This window comes from Janthinobacterium sp. HH104, assembly GCF_001758715.1.
Classification (GTDB): Bacteria; Pseudomonadota; Gammaproteobacteria; order Burkholderiales; family Burkholderiaceae_D; genus Janthinobacterium; species Janthinobacterium aestuarii.
Genome location: NZ_LRIB01000041.1, coordinates 91256 through 110366, shown reverse-complemented (window position 1 = coordinate 110366; position 19111 = coordinate 91256). Strand labels below are relative to the sequence as shown.

At 63.8% G+C, this 19111-nt stretch carries 18 protein-coding genes; 6 read left to right on the top strand and 12 right to left on the bottom strand.

The window, feature by feature from the left end:
- Positions 1 to 15 precede the first annotated feature (15 nt).
- Positions 16 to 2100 carry a penicillin-binding protein 1C gene (gene pbpC / locus JAB6_RS19090; protein ID WP_070304099.1) on the top strand — a complete coding sequence of 695 codons (2085 nt, stop codon included), beginning with the start codon at positions 16 to 18 and terminating at the stop codon, positions 2098 to 2100.
- A gap of 54 nt (positions 2101 to 2154) precedes the next feature.
- Here the strand turns inward: pbpC and JAB6_RS19085 are convergent, their stop codons facing one another.
- The 10 genes from JAB6_RS19085 to JAB6_RS19040 all read right to left on the bottom strand — a co-directional run bounded on the left by JAB6_RS19085 (position 2155) and on the right by JAB6_RS19040 (position 11067).
- Positions 2155 to 2835 carry a hypothetical protein gene (locus JAB6_RS19085; RefSeq protein ID WP_139143440.1) on the bottom strand — a complete coding sequence of 227 codons (681 nt, stop codon included), beginning with the start codon at positions 2833 to 2835 and terminating at the stop codon, positions 2155 to 2157.
- Between the two features lie 69 nt (positions 2836 to 2904).
- On the bottom strand, positions 2905 to 3234 hold the full coding sequence (locus JAB6_RS19080; protein ID WP_139143439.1) for a hypothetical protein: 330 nt from the start codon (positions 3232 to 3234) through the stop codon (positions 2905 to 2907).
- A gap of 114 nt (positions 3235 to 3348) precedes the next feature.
- The gene (locus JAB6_RS19075; protein ID WP_070304096.1) at positions 3349 to 3861 is read right to left on the bottom strand and encodes a hypothetical protein; all 513 of its coding nucleotides are present in this window, start codon (positions 3859 to 3861) and stop codon (positions 3349 to 3351) included.
- Positions 3862 to 3888: 27 nt separating this feature from the next.
- The gene (locus JAB6_RS19070) at positions 3889 to 4410 is read right to left on the bottom strand and encodes a hypothetical protein (RefSeq protein ID WP_139143438.1); all 522 of its coding nucleotides are present in this window, start codon (positions 4408 to 4410) and stop codon (positions 3889 to 3891) included.
- A 116-nt stretch (positions 4411 to 4526) separates the two neighbouring features.
- Complete coding sequence (locus JAB6_RS19065) at positions 4527 to 5873, bottom strand: sigma-54 dependent transcriptional regulator (protein ID WP_070304094.1); 1347 nt, start codon at positions 5871 to 5873, stop codon at positions 4527 to 4529.
- Entirely contained in the window at positions 5860 to 7761 is a 1902-nt protein-coding gene (locus tag JAB6_RS19060; RefSeq protein ID WP_070304093.1) for an ATP-binding protein, read from the bottom strand. The genes JAB6_RS19065 and JAB6_RS19060 overlap by 14 nt, the downstream gene beginning before the upstream one ends.
- Positions 7762 to 7791: 30 nt before the next feature.
- Positions 7792 to 8583 (bottom strand): ABC transporter ATP-binding protein, encoded by a 792-nt coding sequence (locus tag JAB6_RS19055; RefSeq protein ID WP_034786306.1) that lies wholly within the window; start codon positions 8581 to 8583, stop codon positions 7792 to 7794.
- 11 nt (positions 8584 to 8594) lie between these two features.
- The gene (locus JAB6_RS19050) at positions 8595 to 9416 is read right to left on the bottom strand and encodes an ABC transporter permease (protein ID WP_034758877.1); all 822 of its coding nucleotides are present in this window, start codon (positions 9414 to 9416) and stop codon (positions 8595 to 8597) included.
- A gap of 15 nt (positions 9417 to 9431) precedes the next feature.
- Positions 9432 to 10433 (bottom strand): ABC transporter substrate-binding protein, encoded by a 1002-nt coding sequence (locus JAB6_RS19045; protein ID WP_070304092.1) that lies wholly within the window; start codon positions 10431 to 10433, stop codon positions 9432 to 9434.
- Between the two features lie 397 nt (positions 10434 to 10830).
- Entirely contained in the window at positions 10831 to 11067 is a 237-nt protein-coding gene (locus JAB6_RS19040) for a hypothetical protein (RefSeq protein WP_070304091.1), read from the bottom strand.
- Positions 11068 to 11534: 467 nt separating this feature from the next.
- Between JAB6_RS19040 and JAB6_RS19035 the strand changes: the two genes are divergently transcribed.
- Both JAB6_RS19035 and JAB6_RS19030 read left to right on the top strand, forming a co-directional pair.
- The gene (locus tag JAB6_RS19035; RefSeq protein ID WP_223278908.1) at positions 11535 to 12035 is read left to right on the top strand and encodes a winged helix-turn-helix domain-containing protein; all 501 of its coding nucleotides are present in this window, start codon (positions 11535 to 11537) and stop codon (positions 12033 to 12035) included.
- Positions 12036 to 12303: 268 nt separating this feature from the next.
- Entirely contained in the window at positions 12304 to 13176 is an 873-nt protein-coding gene (locus JAB6_RS19030; RefSeq protein WP_070304090.1) for a zinc-dependent peptidase, read from the top strand.
- A gap of 4 nt (positions 13177 to 13180) precedes the next feature.
- On the opposite strand, the gene JAB6_RS19025 is transcribed toward JAB6_RS19030, so the two are convergent.
- Complete coding sequence (locus JAB6_RS19025) at positions 13181 to 13870, bottom strand: LytTR family DNA-binding domain-containing protein (RefSeq protein ID WP_070304089.1); 690 nt, start codon at positions 13868 to 13870, stop codon at positions 13181 to 13183.
- On the bottom strand, positions 13867 to 15528 hold the full coding sequence (locus JAB6_RS19020; protein ID WP_070304088.1) for a histidine kinase: 1662 nt from the start codon (positions 15526 to 15528) through the stop codon (positions 13867 to 13869). The genes JAB6_RS19025 and JAB6_RS19020 overlap by 4 nt, the downstream gene beginning before the upstream one ends.
- Positions 15529 to 15692: 164 nt before the next feature.
- On the opposite strand from JAB6_RS19020, the gene JAB6_RS19015 reads away from it, so the two are divergent.
- The 3 genes from JAB6_RS19015 to JAB6_RS19005 all read left to right on the top strand — a co-directional run bounded on the left by JAB6_RS19015 (position 15693) and on the right by JAB6_RS19005 (position 19107).
- Complete coding sequence (locus JAB6_RS19015; protein WP_070304087.1) at positions 15693 to 17807, top strand: serine hydrolase domain-containing protein; 2115 nt, start codon at positions 15693 to 15695, stop codon at positions 17805 to 17807.
- Positions 17808 to 17984: 177 nt separating this feature from the next.
- Positions 17985 to 18551: a glycine zipper domain-containing protein gene (locus tag JAB6_RS19010; RefSeq protein ID WP_070304086.1), complete on the top strand. Its 567-nt coding sequence runs from the start codon at positions 17985 to 17987 to the stop codon at positions 18549 to 18551.
- Positions 18552 to 18747: 196 nt separating this feature from the next.
- The gene (locus tag JAB6_RS19005) at positions 18748 to 19107 is read left to right on the top strand and encodes a hypothetical protein (RefSeq protein WP_034758862.1); all 360 of its coding nucleotides are present in this window, start codon (positions 18748 to 18750) and stop codon (positions 19105 to 19107) included.
- Positions 19108 to 19111 lie beyond the last annotated feature (4 nt).

The window sequence follows — 19111 nt, the reverse complement described above, 5'->3', positions numbered from 1 at the left end:
GGCAAGGTTTTACTGATGGGCTGCCTGCTGGCCGGCCCGGTCTTTGCCGAGGCGGTCCTGACGCCGGCCCAGGTGCAAGCCGCCTACCGCAGTTCGGAAGCGCAGTTGCTCGACCGTAGCGGCGCTCCGCTGCAATCCTTGCGCGTGGACATGAAGGTGCGGCGGCTGCCGTGGGTGCCGCTGGCCGATATTTCACCGGCCGTGCAACAGGCCGTGCTGTTGGCGGAAGACCAGCGCTTCATGCAGCATGGCGGTGTGGATGTGTCCGCGCTGGCCACGGCCGCCTGGGACAATCTGTTTTCGAAAAAGCCCCGGGGCGCCTCGACCATCACCATGCAGCTGGCGGGCCAGCTGGACGCGGACTTGCAGGCGTCCTCGGGCGGACGCAGCCTGCGCCAGAAATGGGACCAGATGCGCGCGGCCCAAGCCATCGAAGACAGCTGGAGCAAGGCGCAGATTTTTGAAGCGTATTTGAATCTGGTGTCGTTCCGCGGCGAGCTGCAAGGCATCGCGTCCGCCTCGTACAGCCTGTTCGGCAAGGCGCCGTCCGGCCTGAACCAGACGGACGCCATCATTTTGGCCAGCCTCGTGCGCGCGCCGAACGCGCCGCCGGCCACCGTCACGCGGCGTGCCTGCGCGCTGGCAAAAGAGTGGCGCATGGACAGCAGCTGCCAGCTGATCGGCCAGCGCGTGCAGACGGCCTTGCAGCGCAACGCGCTGGCCGCGGAACTGGCGCCGGCGCCGCAAGTGGCGCAGCAGTTGCTGAAACAGCCCGGTGCACAGGTCGCCAGCACCCTCGATGGTCCTTTGCAGCGCTTCGCGCAGGAAAACCTGCGCCAGCAGCTGGCCTCCTTGCGCGAGCGCAATGTCAACGATGGCGCCATCATCGTGTTAGATAACCGCAGCGGCGAGATCCTCGCTTATGTCGGCAATGCGGGCGGCAGCCATGTCGATGGCGTGGCGGCCCTGCGCCAGGCCGGTTCCACCCTGAAACCATTTCTATATGAACTGGCGATCGAGCGCCGGCTGATGACGGCCGCGTCCGTCATGGACGACTCGCCGCTCGACGTCGCCACGGCGTCCGGCATGTATGCGCCGCAAAACTACGACCGCAATTTCAAGGGTTACGTCAGCGCCCGCACCAGCCTTGCCAGTTCCCTCAACATTCCCGCCGTGCGCACGGTGCTGCTGACGGGGCAGGACGGTTTTTACAACCGCCTCAAGGAAGTGGGCCTGTCGAGCCTGACGGAACCGGCCGAGTACTACGGCCCGTCACTGGCGCTGGGCTCGTCCGAAGTGACCTTGCTGGAACTGGCCAACGCCTACCGCGCGCTGGCCAATGGCGGGCTGTACAGCACGGCCAGCCTGCAGCCGGGCCAGGCTGGCAAGGACCGGCGCCGTGTGATGGAGCCGGGCGCCGCCTTCATCGTTGGCGACATCCTGGCCGACCGCGCCGCGCGCAGCATGACGTTTGGCTTGCGCAACGAACTGGGGACGAATTTCTGGAGCGCCGTCAAGACGGGCACGAGCAAGGACATGCGCGACAACTGGTGCATGGGCTACTCGGCGCGCTACACGGTGGGTGTCTGGGTGGGTAACTTTGACGGCAAGCCCATGTGGGACGTGTCGGGTGTGACGGGCGCCGCGCCCGTGTGGCGCGACGTCATGGATTATCTGCACAAGAACGTGCCCAGCCACGCCCCGAAAGCGCCGCCCGGCGTATTGCAGCAGATGGTGGCCTACCAGCCCGCACTCGAAGCGCCGCGCCGCGAATGGTTTATCGCCGGCACGGAAAGCCCCGTCATCGCCGTTCTGGGCGACACCGTGAAGCCGCCTGCCATCGTGTATCCGGCCGAAGACAGCATCCTCGCCATCGACCCCGACATCCCGCCAGCCTTGCAGCGCGTGTTCTTCCAGGCCCAGGGCAGCCATGCCTTGCGCTGGGTGCTCGACGGCAAGGACCTGGGCGCGGCGCTTGACAGCATCAGCTGGCGCCCCGTGCCGGGCAAGCATGCGCTGGCGCTGGTCGATGATGCGGGCAAGACGGTGGCGAAGGTGGCGTTCCAGGTGCGGGGCAATGCGCTGGCGTCGCTGAACTAGGCGGGATGAACCGTGTCCTTGGCCAGCTTCTAGCGCAATATAATCAAAAAATATTTACGGTGCGCTGAGGATGTTCGTCAGCGCAATCCGGTACGCCGGTTGCACCTCGCCATTCTTGTCGAGCTTGTCCGTCATGATTACGCCGAAACCCTGCGCGTACCATACGTATTCGCCGCTTTTGCCTTTGCTTTTGCCGCCCACGTCATGCAGTTCGAACTTGCAGGCGTCGGGGAAGCGGCGGCCGCCCAGTTCTAGGCGTTCCCAGCCGAGGAAGGTGATGGAGAAATTGCGTTCGTCCGTGCGCGTGGAGGTGGTGATCTTGTCGGAGAGCCCCGCCAGCGGGTAGTGGGTACTCGTTTGCGTGTCCGAAAATTGCACGCGCACTTCCTGGCCGGGGCGCATGTTGGCGGGGATGGCGGACTGCGGCGTGTAGACGTTCTTGCTGCGCACGGTGCCGTCTTCATTGTAGTGGACGTTGCCCGTCAGGAATACCTGGCCATCGCGGATGTCCTGGTAGGAGGTGGCCAGCAGCACGCCGCCGTTGAGGATCAGCTGCGTGCCCTTTTGTTTCTTGCCCTCGAATAGTTCCTCGACGTTGACTTGTGCGTCGCCATTGTTCTTGCTGAACTTGATGCCCGTCGTCAGTTCCATGCACTCGCCCACCGTGGGTGCCGCCTGTACGCTCGCGGCCGCCAATACGCCCGCCGCCATCATTCCACACCATGCTGCTTTCATTGTCTTCCTGGCTATCTTGTAAAGGCGTGATGATAGCGTGCTTGGAAGCAACATGGCGCAGCGCAGACACTATTTCGTGGGGGCGATGGGGATGCTGGGCACCGCAGGTGTGGACGCTGGCGGCTCGGTGGGCGTGCCGCTGTGCGGTTTGTCCCGATGATTGGCCGTCGGTTTTCCGCGCCGCGTGCGTTTGTCCGTGCGGGTTTTGCTGGCCTTGCCATCGTGGACCAGCTTGCCTTTGTTGTCGAGCTTGTCGGAGGCATCCGATTGCTGGCCCGGGTCCCTGGCATTGTTGGTGTGGTTGCCCGTCTGGTTCAGATTCGTCGTCGACTGGGCTTGCACCCAGGCACCGCCAACGGTCATCAGGGTGGCGGCCAGCAAGAGAGCGGGAGTTTTCATGGTGCGTGTCCTGTGTAAAAGTTGGGAGTTGCTGTCGAGACTGGATTGTCACATGCGTGCCGTCGTATCCAAGTAGGAATATGCCGCATGCGCGTGTGAGCATATTGCCAGTGTTCACGCATGTTGGCCCGCACGCAAGCGCAGGCGCCGCGCGCTCAGGCCATCGCGCACGGACCATGCCAGCGAGATAGCGCCCATGGCGGCCAGCCACTGGCCGGGTCCGCCGGGCGGCAGGGCCTGCATGGCGGCCGGCAGGGCAAGCCAGCCGGGCAGCGCTTGCAACAGCAAGGTGGTGATCACGCCCAGGTTGATGAACAGCAAGACGTGCAAGATGCGTTCGGGCACGGGCAAGCGGCGCGTATCGCCTTCGACCACGGAATCGCGCAGCGAGACCAGTATCTCCGCCAGCAGCAGTGCCACGGGCCACCAGGCCAGCCAGCCATGCCAGCTGAACAGGCCCAGCGAGGGAAACAGCAGGCCGAAGATGACTTCGCGGGCACTGTGCAGGCGCTGCTCGGCGGCTGCGCCCGGGCGCGACGGCAACTGCACGAGGAGCTCGTGGTTCAGGATGACGTCGGCCCCGCCCAGCAGGCCGTGCAGCAGCAGCGCGGCCTGCAGCGCCGTCATGGCTATCCCGTGCCGCGTTGCCGGCGCTTAGCGGCCGGGCGGGCGCGGCGGGACCACGCCCGTGTTGCCCGTGGTGCCGGAGTTACCAGTGTTGCCGGTGTTACCCGACGTGCCGGAGGTGCCGGAATTACCGGTATTGCCCGATGTGCCAGAGGTACCGGAAGTTCCTGACGTTCCCGAAGCTCCCGAAGTTCCCGACGTGCCTGTACCGCCCGTATTGCCATTCATGTTCTGCGTGCCGCTACGCGCGGCGTTGCCTGCGGACTGGCCGGCGCTGCCCGGGGTACCGCCGCCCGAGTTGGTGCCGCTGGTGGACTGTCCGGTCGTATCGTTGTTGCGCGATTTTCCCGATTTCTGCTTCTGCTTCTTGTCATGCTTGCGCGGCGTCGTGTCATCCTGTCGCGTATTTTGCTGCGTATCTTGCTGGGCCGCCGTGCCCGTGTTGCCGGTGTTGCCTGTTGTATTGCTATTGCTCGTCGATTGCGCCTGAGCCAGGGCGGCTGCGCCGCCCAGCAGCAGGGTGGCCAGCATCAATGCAGATGGTTTCATGGGAACTCCTTCTCGTGGCTTGAAGTGGAGTACCGATTCTGGCATGCGCGGGCAGGGCGGCAAGTAGGAGCGCGCCGCCCGCGGCTGTGGGTGAATGGCTGGCCGTGGCGCAGGCGTCAGCGAAATTGCTCGGTCGAAATGTCGAAACGCTTGAGCTTGTCGTACAGGGTTTTCTTGGGAATATTCAGGCTGGCCGCCGCATCGATGACGTTGCCATTGTGGCGGCGCAAGGCTTCCTCGATGATGGAAATTTCGAACGTGTCCACTTGCTCGGCCAGCGACGCTTCGCGGCAGCCGGCCGGGCTCAGGGTGTCGTCGAGCAAGCCCAGCACGAAGCGGTCGGCCACATTGTGCAGCTCGCGCACATTGCCGGCCCAGCGCTGCGCCATCAGGGACGCGATCAGTTCGCCGCTGACGAGGGCGGCCGGCTGGCTGTAGCGCAGCGCCGCCTGCAGCACGAAGAACTCGAACAGCAGCGGGATATCCTCGCGCCGGTTGCGCAGGGCGGGGAGAGTGAGACTGGCCACGTTCAGGCGGTAATACAGGTCGGGACGGAATTTCCCCTGTTCCGCCAGCACATTCAAGTCTTCCTTGGCGGCGGCAATCACGCGGAAATTGACGGAAATGAGTTTGTTGGAACCGAGCCGCTCCACCTGCCGCTCCTGCAGCACGCGCAGCAGTTTCACTTGCAGGGCCAGCGGCATGCTTTCGATTTCATCGAGAAACAGGGTGCCGCCGTTCGCGTACTCGATCTTGCCGATGCGCTGGCGCTGCGCGCCTGTAAACGCGCCTTCCTCGTGGCCGAACAGTTCCGATTCGAAGATCGATTCGGGCAGGGCGCCGCAATTGATCGCCACGAATGGATGGTCGCGCCGCTCGCTGAAGTCGTGCAGGCAGCGGGCAATCAGTTCTTTTCCCGTCCCCGTTTCGCCGAGGATGATGATATCGGCCGATTTCGGCGCCAGGTTCAGTACCAGCTGGCGCACCTTGGCCATGGCCGCGCTGCGGCCCACGATGCGCGCTTCGATGCCGACGCGCTGCTCGAGCTGGCGGCGCAAGTTCATGTTTTCCAGCACCAGGTGGCGCTTGTCGAGCGCGCGGCGGCACACTTCCACGAGCAAGTCGGCGGAAAACGGTTTTTCGATGAAATCGTAGGCGCCACGGCGCATGGCGCCCACGGCCATCGACACGTCGCCGTGACCCGTGACGAGGATGACGGGCAGGCTGGCATCCTGTGCCACGGCGATATCGAGCAGTTTTAAGCCATCGATACCCGGCAGCTTGATGTCGCTCAATAAAATGCCCGCAAATTCAGGCACCAGATAGGGCAGCGCCTCCTCGGCCGTGGCGACAGCCGTCACTTGCAAGCCCGCCAGTTCCAGCGATTGCCGGGCGCCCTTGCGCACGACGGCATCGTCTTCCACCAGCAGCACTTGCATGCCTTCAAAATTATTCTCGTGCATCAGATGTTTCCTTGTCTCTCTCCCCCGGGTCGCAGCTCAGGGTGATGGTAAATTGTGCGCCGCCCCCTTCCTGCGCGCTGCGGTTACGCACGGCCAGGGCGCTGCCGGCAGCGCGCAGTATGCCTGCGCTGATCGACAATCCCAAGCCCAGCCCGTGTTCCTTGGTGGTATAGAAGGGGTCGAAGATCTTGTCGAGCGAGGCCAGCGGGATGCCGGGGCCATTATCGGTGATATGCAGCACGGCAAGGCTGCCTTCGCGGCGCACCTGGAACCAGATTTGCACGGGTTCGTTTTCCGGCACGGCATCCATGGCGTTGGTGATCAGGTTGGTAAACACCTGTTCCAGGCCGATGGCGTTGCACAGCACGATGATGTCGCCATCAGGCCAGCCTTCATGCAGGGTCAAACGCTGCGAGTTCTTGCGCGTGCGGATTTGCAGCATGGTTTGCGCGAACGCCTGGCGCACGCTGACGGGTTTGCGCGCATCGTCGCTGCGTCGCGCAAAGCCTTTCAGTTGCGACGTGACATAGCCGAGCCGCTTGACGAGGTCGGAAATGGTCGACAGGTTGTCGAGCGCATCGTCAATCTGGCCCCGCGCCAGGAAGACCTTGGCATTGTCGGAAAACGTTTGCAGGGCGGCCAGCGGCTGGTTCAGCTCGTGCGTGACGCCGGCCGCCATCTGGCCGATGGCCGCCAGCTTGCCGCTTTGCACCAGTTCCGCCTGAGCATAGCGCAAGGTTTGCTCGGCCCGTTCGCGTTCCGTCACCTCGGCTTGCAGGCGGCCGTTCGCGTGGACCAGGTCGGCCGTGCGCTGCTCGACCTTGATTTCCAGCTGTTCATACGCGCGTGCCAGGGTTTGTTGCGCATTGAGCTTGTCGGCGATACGGCGCCGGCGCTGGCGCGCATACATCAGGGCCAGCAGCAGCAAGGCCCAGCCCAGCGCGGCGGCGATGGCCGCGTTGCGCGCCGCCTCATTCACCTGGTCGAGTTCGGCCAGCACCGTGATCTGCCATTGCAGCGGCCCCAGCGCGCGGTTCACGGCCAGGTAGTCGGCGCTGCCGGACAGGGCGGGGGTATCGCCCGTCTGCGGACGTTCCAGGGTCATCACGCTGGCGCCGTCGGCATACTGGCGGCTGACGCGGTGCGGCAAGATGGGCAGATTTTCTTGCAGGAACTGGCGCTGTTCGCTGATGTCTTTCTTGGCGTCCGGCGACAGCGGGGCCAGGGTCTTGAACTTGAAGGCCGGTGTCGTGGCCAGGATGATCACGCCATTTGCATCCTTGACCCAGATCTGTTCGCCCGCGCCGGGCGTGCGCCACGATTGCTCGATCCAGTCCAGGTTGACCTTGGCGGCGACGATGCCGATGATGCGCCCGTCGCGCTGCACGGGCTGCGAAATGAAATAGCCGGCCTCGAAGGTGGAAAAGCCGATGCCGTAAAAGCGGCCGATGCCGCCCGCGATGGCGTTCTTGAAATACGGACGGAAACCGTAGTTGACGCCCACATACGAGCTGCGGTCTTGCCAGTTGCTTGACGCCAGGGTCGTGCCCTTGTCGTCGAGCACGTAGACGGCAAAGGCGCCCGCGCGGCGGTTCATGTCGACCAGGTAGGCGTTGATTTGCGCGACTTTATCGGCGCTGGGCTGTTCCAGCAATTGCGCGACAGCATCGCTCTGGGCCACGGCCAGAGGCAGGAATTCGTATTTGTTGAGGGCGCCGCCGATGGACGCCGCGTACAGTTCCGCGCGCGAATCGAGGGTGCGGTGCAATTCGTCGAGCTGGCGCTGCTTGACCCAGGCATACGACGCCCACGTCAGCACGGCCAGCGACCCCACGGCCAGCAGGGGGACGAATGGCCTTGGGGTCTGACCCGCCGGGTCAGACCCCAAATAAGTTTGCGGTCGCTTAATCAAGCTCCCTCAATCGGCGGTACTGGCCATGGTTTCGGCATTGTGATGACGCTGCTGCTCTTCCATCACCATCTCGCCCAGCATGCGCTTGAGGCGGTTGAACTCGGGGTCGCTCGGGTCGCGCGGGCGGGGCAGGTCGATGGCCACGTCGCGCTTGATGGTGCCGGGACGGTAGGTCATGACGATGGTGCGGTCGGCCAGGTAGATCGATTCCTCGATCGAGTGCGTGACGAACACGATGGTGGTGCCGAAGACTTTCCAGATTTTCAGCAATTCATCTTGCAGGTTGCGCCGCGTCAAGGCGTCCAGCGCGCCGAACGGTTCATCCATCAGCATGATCGGCGAATCGAGGGCCAGCACGCGGGCGATGGCCACGCGCTGGCGCATGCCGCCCGACAAGTCTTTCGGGTAGCGGGCACGGAATTCCGTCAAGCCCAGCATGCTCAGCAGCATGTCGACCCGTTCCTTGATCTCGGCTGGCGTCTTGCCGGCGATTTCCAGGCCGAAAGCGATATTGCTCTCGATGGTCATCCATGGGAACAGCGCGTATTCCTGGAACACCATGCCGCGGTCGGGGCCGGGTTCGGTGATCAGCTTGCCGCCGGCCAGGATCTGGCCCGACGTCGGTTGCGAGAAGCCGGCGATGGCGTTGAGCAGGGTCGACTTGCCGCAGCCGGACGGTCCCAGCAGGCAGATGAACTCGCCGCTGGCGATTTCCAGGTTGATGTCCTTCAGGGCGATGACGTCCGCGCCGCCCGTGGTGAAGATTTTATTGACTGCATTGATATTGATCGTGGTCATGGCCGTTCCTCTCAGTGTTCCAGGCCGCGGTGCCACTGCAGCAAATGATTATTCAGGGCATTCATGGCGATATCGATGGCCAGGCCGAACAGGCCGATGGTAAACATGCCGGCGATAATCTTGTCGGACCAGAAGTACTCGCGCGCTTCCAGGATGCGGAAACCGAGGCCGCTGTTCACGGCGATCATTTCCGCCACGATCACGACGATGAAGGCCGTCCCCATGCCGATGCGCGCGCCGGCCAGGATGTACGGCGTGGCGGCCGGCAGGATGACGCGGCGGAACATCGTCATCTGGCTGGCGCCCAGGTTGCGCGCGGCTCGGATGTAGATGCCGTCGACCTGGCGCACGCCGGCGATGGTATTCATCAGCACGGGGAAGAAGGAGCCGATGCTGATCAGGAAGAAGGCGGGCGGATTGCCCAGGCCGAACCACAAGATTGCCAGCGGAATGTAGGCGATCGGCGGAATCGGGCGCAGCACCTGCACCAGCGGGTCGAACAGTTTATAGATGGTCTTGTTGGTGCCCATCAGCAAGCCCAGCGGCAAAGCCAGGCCGGCACCGATGGCAAAGCCGCCCAGCACGCGCGACAGGCTGGCCCAGGCGTCGTGCGGCAATTCGCCGGAGAACATCCACACGAGGTAATTGCCCGCTTCGGGCGTGTACGCTTCCATGGGAATCAGGTATTCATACCACTTCACGACCACGGCGACGGGCGAGGGCAGGATTTGCGGGTTGATCCAGCCGAACGTGGACATGGCTTGCCACAGCAGCAGCACGGCGACGGGCACGGCGGCGCCGTGCGCGAAGCGTTTCATCATTTGAATATTCATCGTGACACTTTCAGATTAGCGAGGTGCGTAGGACTTCTTGGCTTTTTCCAGCAGATCCAGCTTGACCCAATCCTTGGCGGCAGGCGCTTTGGCCATGCGGCCCACGCCGAATTTCACCATGTAGTCGGTGGTCAGCTGCACGTGGCTTTGCGTGATGTCTTCCGTGAAGATGGCGTTGTCGATGGCGTCGCGGTAATCGTCAGAGGTGATCTGGTTCTTGAACATCGATTCGCGCACGTATTTTTCCGCCAGTTTCGGGTCGGCCAAAAATGCCCGCGTGGCGGCGACGAAGCAATCCATGAAGCGCTGGGCCACGGCCGGCTTTTCCTTGTACATTTTTTCCGTCATCACGAGCGCGCGCACGGGCTCGCCCAGCGGCGTGTCGTAGGGCTTGATGATGGCCGCGCCATATTTCTTGTGGATGGCCTGGGTCGAGTACGGCTCGGACTGGCTCATGACGTCGATATCCTTGGTCAGCAGCGCCTGGTTCAAGTCCGGGTAGCCCATGTACAGAATCTGCACGTCCTTGCCCGGCTTGTCGGACCAGGTCAGCTTGGCCTTGGTCAATTCGGCAAACAGCAGGATTTCCTGCGGACCGCCGCGCGTGACGCCGACTTTCTTGCCTTTCAGGTCGGCGATACCCTTGATGTTCAGGTCGGGACGGCCGACGATCTGCACGCCGCCCTTGGCGAAGCCGCCCACCAGGTACACGGGCAAGCCCGTGGCGCGGCCTGTGATGGCCGCTTCCAGCGCGCTGGCGGACACGTCGATTTCGCCGGCGATCATGGCCGGTACGATGTCGAGGCCCTTGGCGAAGATGCGCTCTTCGATCTTCAGGTCGTATTTCGGCGCGATTTCCTTCATGTAGGCGACGGCGCCGTAATGGGCGAATTTCAGGTTGCCCAGGCGTACGGTATCGGCCGCGTGGACGGCCAGCGGGAATTGCGCGGCCAGGGCGACGGCCACGGCCAGTGCCTTGGTGTTGAGGAAGGACGAGATGCGGAAGGTGCTTGCCATGCTGTTGTCTCCAAAAGGTAGATGGTTTTTATATAGTGGGTCAGGCCGCCGCTCTGATGGCGGCTATGAAAATATAAAAGCATCTTCCGTGCCAGTGGAGCGCATTTTGGCGTTTATTGCAAGTGATTGTTTATAAAGGTTTAATTTGAATCTATTGAAATTGGGAAATGGCGAGATTCCGCCTTTCCGCACGGCCAGGGGAAAGACTGTGCGGATTGCCGCATTGTGGCGGGCGGGTTCGATACCGGCTTGCGGGCTCGGAGCAGGTGAACCTAAATGGCGCGGCCGACTCCAATCGTAAAAAAACGCGTTGCAAACAGGCTGGCAACGCGTAACTCCCCCGTGGAGTAGAGGCGGCGCCGCGCGGGCGCCTGATGGATAGCTCTGTCTGCCGGACTTACTTTGGCGTCGTGGCGGGCGGCAGGGCCGGCGCGGTGGCCGGGTCCGTCAGCGGCGCAGGCGGCGTCGTGCTGCCAGGACCCGCTTCCGGCGTGGCTGGCGCGACAGGGGGCGGCATCACTTGTGGCGCGGAAGCGGGGTTGGGCGCCGTTTCGGGCAGCGGCGCGTCGGCCGGTTTTTTGCAGGCGGACAAGGTGATCAGGGCGGCGGCTGCCAGCAGACTGGGCATATTCATGATGGTTCCTTTGCAAAGTATCAAGATTGGCGCAATGCGGGCGGCGGGTGCCACGCGCGAAGCTTGAATTTATTGCAAGGATGCCGACGCTTCTGTTCGCTATTTCACTTTGTGCGCGTATGCGAGCGCAGCGTTTTTAGATGTCTTTTATAGATGCACTGAGAGAAATAATTCAACAAGGCAATATTTTTCACTTTCTTGCTTCTAATGTTCGTTAACGCACAGACCAGTGAGGAGCAGGATGGCATTCTGTGCCCAGACGCTCAGGATTCGTGGCGTTCTGGTATAAAAATTGCCAAGAACTTAACAATCCGGGCTACCGGCAATCGTTTAAAAGGAGTATTCAAATGCATGCAATGACTCAGTCTCACGTGAAGAGCGAATTAAAGGCAGCGCACCAGGAACTTCGTAGCCCCGAAAAAGGCTCGCAAATGGTAGAACGCGCAGCACCTATCCCCCCGGAACGCATGAATCCCATTTCCATGGCACCGATCGAGCGCGTGCGTTCGACGTCGGCCACCCTGCGCCGCATCGAAAACATGCAAAAGCTGATCGGCGAATTGTCGCTGCACGAGATGCTGGCCGACGAAATCGCCTGGTTCCTCAAGTTTTCGCCATCGGGCGCCCGCAAATACATCCGCGACCTGCGCGAAGCGGGCGTGATCGAACTGGCCCGCTACATCGAAGGCACCGCCACCTACCTGGGCAAGGCAGTGTACCAGCTGACGCCGGATCCTGAGCGCGTGCGCGCCTTCCTGGCCGCCATCGTCCAGCCGAAACGCGAAGGCGCGCCACCGCGCAAGGACCGTCCGGGCCTGCGCGAGCAAAGCATGGCAGGCAGCGGCCGTCACTTCCACATCCTGGCCGATGACACGCATTACGCCATCCGCGTCAACCGCGGTCCCGTGACGCGCGATCCGTTGGTGGCAGCCTTGTTCGGTGCGCCGCAGCAAAAATCTGCCGAGTAAAAGCCGCTTCTGATCGGCCGCCTGGCGGCCGGCGGGCGGAATGCTTGTGGTTTTGATTCTCAGATGCATGTCGAAAGCCGGGTTGCAACCCGGCTTTTGGCGTTGGGCAGACCGTTTCATGTCGTCTGATTGAAAAGACAGCAAGCATCCCCATGTGGGCTGGACTGTTGCCCGCAACGCGCGGGTTCACTTGAAGGAGCTTGTCCTTGTCTGCCTATGCCGCCTCGTTATCGTGTCCGCCACTGCCTTGCTTGCAACGGGGCTTCGCATGAACCCGCTGCTGTGGATCGCCCTCGTCACGGCCGCCATCGTCTTTTCGCTGTGGTTTCCCCGCTGGCGCCTGAAGCGGGCCCTGGCCAGGCCCTTGCCGGCTGAAGGCCTGGCCGTGCTGGAAAAGAATATCCCCGTGTATCCGCGCATGCCGGCGCCGCTGCAGGAGCAGTTGCGTCGTCTCGTCGTGCAATTCCTGTATCAAAAGAAATTCGTCGGCTGCGGTGGCCTGGAGATCACGGACGAGATGCGCTATACCATCGCCGGCCAGGCTTGCTTGTTGTTGCTGAACCGCCAGACGCAGGTGTATCCGGAACTCGACACCATCCTCGTGTATCCCACGGAATTCATCGTCACGCGCGATGAAGTGGGGCCGGGCGGCGTGGTGACGCCATCGGCCAATGGGCTATTGGGCGAATCCTGGGGCGATGGCAGAGTCGTGCTGGCCTGGGATCACGTGCAGCGCGGGGCGGCCGACTGGACCGATGGGCACAATGTCGTGCTGCATGAATTTGCCCACCAGCTCGACAGCGAATCGGGCGCCGCGAATGGCGCGCCGTATTTGCCCAGCGTGTCGAGCTACCGCAGCTGGGCCACCGTGCTGTCGCGCGACTTCGACAACCTGCGCCACGACGCCATCTACCAGCAGCACAGCGTGATGGACCATTACGGCGCCACGAATCCCGCCGAATTCTTTGCCGTGGCCACGGAAACCTTCTTTGAAAAACCGTACCAGATGGCCGAGCGCCACGAAGAACTGTACGCGCAATTCTTGCAGTACTACAAGGTCGACCCGCGCGACTGGATGGCGCCACCCGTGGAGCCCGAGCACATGGCCTCGCCGTTTCCCAACTACGCGGCACATTGGTAAGCGTTCAGCCCAGCAGCCGCTGTTTCAGCGCGGGATAGCTGCTGCGTGACACGGGGATGCCCGTGCTCGTTTGCGTGTCGAGCGCGTATTTGCCGCCCGCCGCGATCCGCAGCCGTTTGAAGCCGAGGCTGTTGACGATGTAGGAGCGGTGCACGCGCAGGAAGTGGGGCGGCAGCAGGGCCATGAGCTTGTCGATGGCCAGGTCGTGAAAACACTGTTCGCCGCTGCGCAGGACGATATTGCTGTAGTGGCCATCGGCCTGTACATGGTCGATGTCGGCCATGGCGATCCATTCGAGCGCGCCCCGTTTTTTCACAGCCAGCGAGGCCGCTTCCGTATGCCGCCCCGTATAGCGTTGCAGCGCCTTGTGCAGGCGTTCGCGGCTGAAGGGCTTGGCAACGAAGTCGAGCACGCCGAATTCGAAGGCCGTGATCGAGCGTTCCGCGTGGGCCGAGACGATGATGGTCTGGAACGGGGCTGTCTGGGCCAGGCGCAGCAAGTCATAGCCGTCCGCGCCATGCAGGTTCAAGTCCAGCAGCAGCAAGTCGACTTGTTCCTGGGCCAGCGCGGCCAGCGCTTGCGGGACATTGTCATGCAGCACGAGATTGCCGAGGCGCGCGCCGAAATGCGCACGCACCTCGCGTTCGAGGCCTTGCGCGATCAGCGGTTCATCTTCCAGTATCAACACATTCATGGCGCCGCCGGCAAGGTAAAGGTGAGGCGCCAGCCAGCCTGCTGCTGTTCGCTCGCATATTCACGCTCATAGCGGGCCGCATCGCCAAACACGGCGTGCAGGCTGGCGCGGATGTATTGTTCGCCCACGCCGCCGCCCGCATGCTGGCGTGTCTCGCCTTCGGGCAGGATCAGGGTGAGCACGTGCGTTTGCGCATGGTGTGCGATGCGCAGGATAAAGGTGGCGCCGTGGCGGTAGCGGTTGTGGCTGAACGCATTTTCCAGCGCCGTCAGCAAGGTGGCGGGCGGCACGGTGATGCCCGCCGCCTCGCCATCGAGCTGCAGGCTGCATGGCTGCTGCAGCCGCGTGCCCATGATGCTCAGGTAGTTCTCGCACAGGGCCAGTTCCTGCGTCAGGGCGATGCTGGGCTGCTGGGCGAATTCGTTGAGCATGCGCAACTCGGCGCCCAGTGCCTCGATGAAGGTTTCGGCCGCCTGCGGCGATTGCGCGTTGAGTTCGCTGATCAGGCTCAGGGAATTCATCAGGAAATGCGGTTGCATGCTTTTACGCAAGAGCTGGTTTTCCAGCTGCTGGGCGCGTGCCGCCTTGCTGCGTTCGCGCAGCAGCTGGGCCAGCAATTGCGCGCACAGGGGCAGCAGCAAGAAGCACACGACGAGGGCGAAGCCCCCTTCGGCAAACTGGCTGCCCGTCAGCAGGAACAGGGCGCACGAGGCCAGCGCGATCAAGGTGCCGCCGAGACTGCCCGGCAGGCGGCGCCACAGGGCGCCCAGGTTGAGCGCCAGGCTCGCTGCCAGGCCCGTCAAGAACATCGACCAGCAGCGCGAGTCGAAATGCGCGGGCAGCGCGCCGGCCAGCGCGATGCCCGCCAGCAGTACCGCCGCCGCCAGCGGCCAGCGCGGCAGCCGGTATGCCGTATAAAAATACAGGGGCAGCAAGGCGGAAAACAGCCAGGTCAGGGCACTGACGGCGTACAGGCGCGGCAAATGCATGGGATAGGCATAGCCGGCAACGCTGCGCCAGAGTTCCACCACCAGCAGCAGCGCCGCCACCAGGCACAGCGCGGCAAACATGGCCCAGTGCCGCTGTCGCTGGTACAGCGCCGTCAAGGCGAGAAACAGCAGGGCGACGGCACCCAGCGCCCCGGCCAGCAGCAGCGGCGGCAGCCGGTACCAGGCCAGCGCCGCGCGGTAGCCTTGCCGGTCGACCAGGTACAGCGCGTACAGTGGCGACGCCAGGCGGGCAGGCGCCTGCTGCGTCGACAGCAGCAGGCGCAGGTGGTGTCTGCCCATGGCCAACTGCCGTGGCGTCAGGTGGATGGCGAAATCGATGTCGCCCGCGCGTTCCCCGCTGGCCTGGCGGGCTGGCTGGCCATTGCTGCTGATCAATATGCCATCGAGCCAGACTTCGCTGGAAGCCAGCGCCGACAGCACCAGCAGCTGCGTCGACGAGGGCGTGGCGGCCACGGTGAGGTCGCGCTCGACACACAGCAGCAGGCCCGGCTTGAGCAGCTGGTACAGCGAGGCGGTGGGCGTGGCGCTGGTTGTGCCGCAGGCGCGCCAGCCTTCGGCCAGCGATAGCCTGTCCATGCCCATGGCGAAAGAGGGCAAGGCCAGGCAGCACAGCAGCAGGTAGCGGAAGCAGGAGGGCATGGCGGGCATTGTAGCTGCTCATTTGCCAACCCTTTGCAACATTTTCATCCGCTTCGGTGCCGTTCATGCGGGCCACGTGCATTTCGTGCACGGCCCGCCAGCAGTGTGTAAAAGACACTTACCATGCATCAGCGCCGTGCTGTGGACACGGCCCTCACCATGGAATATTAATTATGCAAAGCAGCAAATACTACGGTTTCGCCGGCGCGCTGGCGCTGTTCTGCGGCGCGGCGCAAGCCGCCGCCGCTCCCTCATCCGCTCCTTCCGCTGCTCTGGCCGCGCGCCTGGCCGATTTCGACGGCTGGGTCGCTCAGCGCATGGACAAGGCCCGCATCCCGGGCGTGACCGTCGGGTTCAGCCAGGGCGACGTGGAATGGGTCAAAGGCTATGGCTATGCGGACCTGGAAAACCGCGTGCCGGCCACAGCCCGGTCCAGCTACCGGCTCGCGTCCGTCACCAAGCCCATGACGGCGGTGGCCATCCTGCAACTGGTGGAACAGGGCAAGATCGACCTGGATGCACCCGTGCAAACGTATGTGCCGTATTTCCCTGTCAAACCGTTTCCCGTGACGGTGCGCCAGTTGCTGGGCCACCTGGGCGGCATCGACGCCTACCGTAACAGCAAGGCGGAGAAGCACTTCAAGGAGCACAAGGATACGCGCCAGTCCATCGCCGTCTTCGAGCAGTTCGACCTGATCGCCGAACCGGGCACGCGCTTCCGCTACACCAGCTACGGCTACAACCTGCTGGGTGCCGTCATCGAGGGCGCCTCGGGCGAAAGCTATGGCGGCTACATGCGGCGCCACGTATGGGGGCCGCTGGGCATGGACACGATCGTGATGGATGACCCCGACGCCGTGATCGCCCATCGCGTGCGCGGCTACCGGCTGGCCGGCAAGGAATGGAAAAATGCGGAATTCGTCGACATCAGCAGCCGCTTTTCCGCCGGCGGCACGCGCGCCAGCGTGCCCGACATGCTGGCGTTCGGCAGGGGCGTGCATGAAGGCAAGATACTGTCGGCGGCCAGCGTGGCCGCCATGGTGCAGCCGATGGCCACGCGCGCCGGCCGTTTGACGGACTATGGCATGGGCTGGGAAGTCGTCCCGACGGGCGGGCGCTACGCGATTGCCCACAGCGGCCAGCAGCCGGAGACCGTCACCTATCTGTACAGTTTTCCCTCGCGTAAGCTCACCATTGCCGTCGCCGCCAACCTCGAGCGCGTCAATCCCGAGGCGTTCGTGCAGCGCCTGTTCGAAGTCGTCACGGGCGAATCGTGGCAGCTGAACACGTATATCGCCGATGCGGGCGCGCAGCGCGCGTACCAGGTGGCGCAAGGCTTGTTCGAGGAGGGCAGGTCATACGCGGAGCGCACGGATCAGCCGTATGCCGATGCGGCCGCCACGCGCGAAGCATTTACGCAAATCAACCGGCAAGCGCTGGCGCCCGATGCCAGGGCGGCGCGCGCCTTCATCGACGCGGCCCGCCATCCCGCAGGCGGCCGCGTGTTTCTCACGGCCGGCGCCAGTATGGCCGGGCAGTTGCGCCAGTCGGGCGTCGACTTGAATCAATACGCGCGCGGCGGCGCGCTGGCGTTTGCGCGCGACTATGTCCTGTTGTCGCAAGGAACAAAGGCCGGCGCCTTGCCCCGTTTCGACCCTGCCTTCGAGCAAGCCATCATGACCCTGGCCGGCAGCTGGGACCGCACGGCCGCCATCGCCTGGCCGGCCGCGGCCCCATCCATCGCCGCGCTCGATAGCCAGCTGCGCACGGCCTTCCGTGGCCAGCGCGCCTATCCCGATTTCGTGCCCGAGCTGCAGGAACTGGCGCAAGCGTCGGTCGCGCGCGGCGAGGTGGAGGCGGCGCTGGCGGCCAGCCGCCTGGCCGTGGAACTGTATCCGCTCAGCGACCGCGCGCATGCGCTGCAAGGCTTGACCCTGCTGCGCGCAAGCAAGACGGAAGCGGCCCTCGCCGCCCTGCGCCTGGCGCTGGAGCGCGATCCGCTCGGTGCGGCCAACCCGGCGGCGCTGAACCTGGAAGCCTACCGTTTGAAAGGCAGCGGCGCCGTGGCGCAAGGCATGGCCGTGCTGCAGGCGGCCGTCCGCCTGCATCCGCGCGACGCGAATCTGCAGGATAGCCTGGCCGAGTTTTATGTCGAGCAAGGCTTGCGCCCGCAGGCTGTCGAGGCCTACCGGCAAGCGCTGCGGCTCGATCCCCGCTATCCGGGCGCCGTGGGCGCAAAAGCGGCGATCATCCGCCTCGCTGGCGAGACGAAGGCGCTGGCGCCTTAGAACATCTAATGGGCTTTGCGCGCACAACAATTCCTGTCCGATATCCGTAGCCCGTACAGCGCAGCCGCATGATTGGCGGCTGTGTGCGCAAGCGAACGGTATTTCGCCGGCGGCAAGCGCACGCTAGCCAGGCAAGCGGCGCACGGTGCGCCAGCAGCCGACCAGGAGGGCCGTATCATGTCACGCATCATCGCAGGTCATTTTCAGTTGCAGGAGCAGATCGACGCCGCGCGCGCGGCCCTGAACCAGGCGGGCTTTCCCGATAGCCGCATCAGCGCCTTCTTTGTCAACCAGCCGGGCCAGCATGATCTGCACGCGCTTGGCGGCGACCGCGACATGTCGCCTGGGGCCAAGGAAACGCCCGAAGGCGTAGTGGAAGGCGCGGCCGTCGGGGCCGCCGTCGGTGCGGGCATCGGCGCGGCTACCACCCTGGCGACGGGGCCGCTGGGCCCGGTGGTGGGGGCGCTCGTGGGCGCCCATGTGGGTTCGCTCTACAGTTTCAATAAAATGAAAGACGCGGGCGAACCCGAAGCAAATGGCGAGGGTAATGGCGAAAACCGCCGCCAGCCCCGCCATCCGGGCATGCTGATCGCCGTCGCGCTCGGTGGCCCCGACGAGCGCGAACGGGCGCTCGAGACCTTGCACCGTCTCGGCGCCGAGCACATCGAGGAAGCGGAAGGCACGATCGCCAATGGCGACTGGCTGGATTTCGATCCGCTCAGCATACCCGTGCTGGTGGCGTGAATCGGCGCGCCAGCCGCGGAATATGCATAAATTCCGCGCTGCATGAAATTTAGGTATGATCCTTGTTAGTATTCGTAATTATTGGTAAACAATGCCGACAGGGATAGTTTCCGCGCGCCCGAAGTGACACTGGACCAAGGTGACTGCCTGTAGTACTTGCCTCGCATGCTAACGGGTATGAATAGGAGGTCGCGTCATGACACAGGCATGGTTCATTCTGACACGGGCCGATGGGCGCGACATCTGCGCGCCCTCGCCGGCACAGCTGGCCGATGCGCTGGCCGAGGTCTACCGCGGCGGAGCCGTGGCGCAGGATGGCAGCCCGGCCGCCGTCCTGTTGCGTTTTGGTTACGACGATGGCTTGATGTATCAGGTCGAGGTCGCTAGCGGAGGCGAAGTCACTTTCGAGGAATGGTCGGACCGCGATTGCGAAATCGCCCTGGCCAGTCCGCGCCACATGTCGGCCCTGCCGCAGGACGACGCGCTGCAGCTGTGGCAGTGGCTGGCGCAGCGCCAGGTGGCAAAGATCCGCAGCCAGCCCTGGCAGGGCGGCTAGCCCG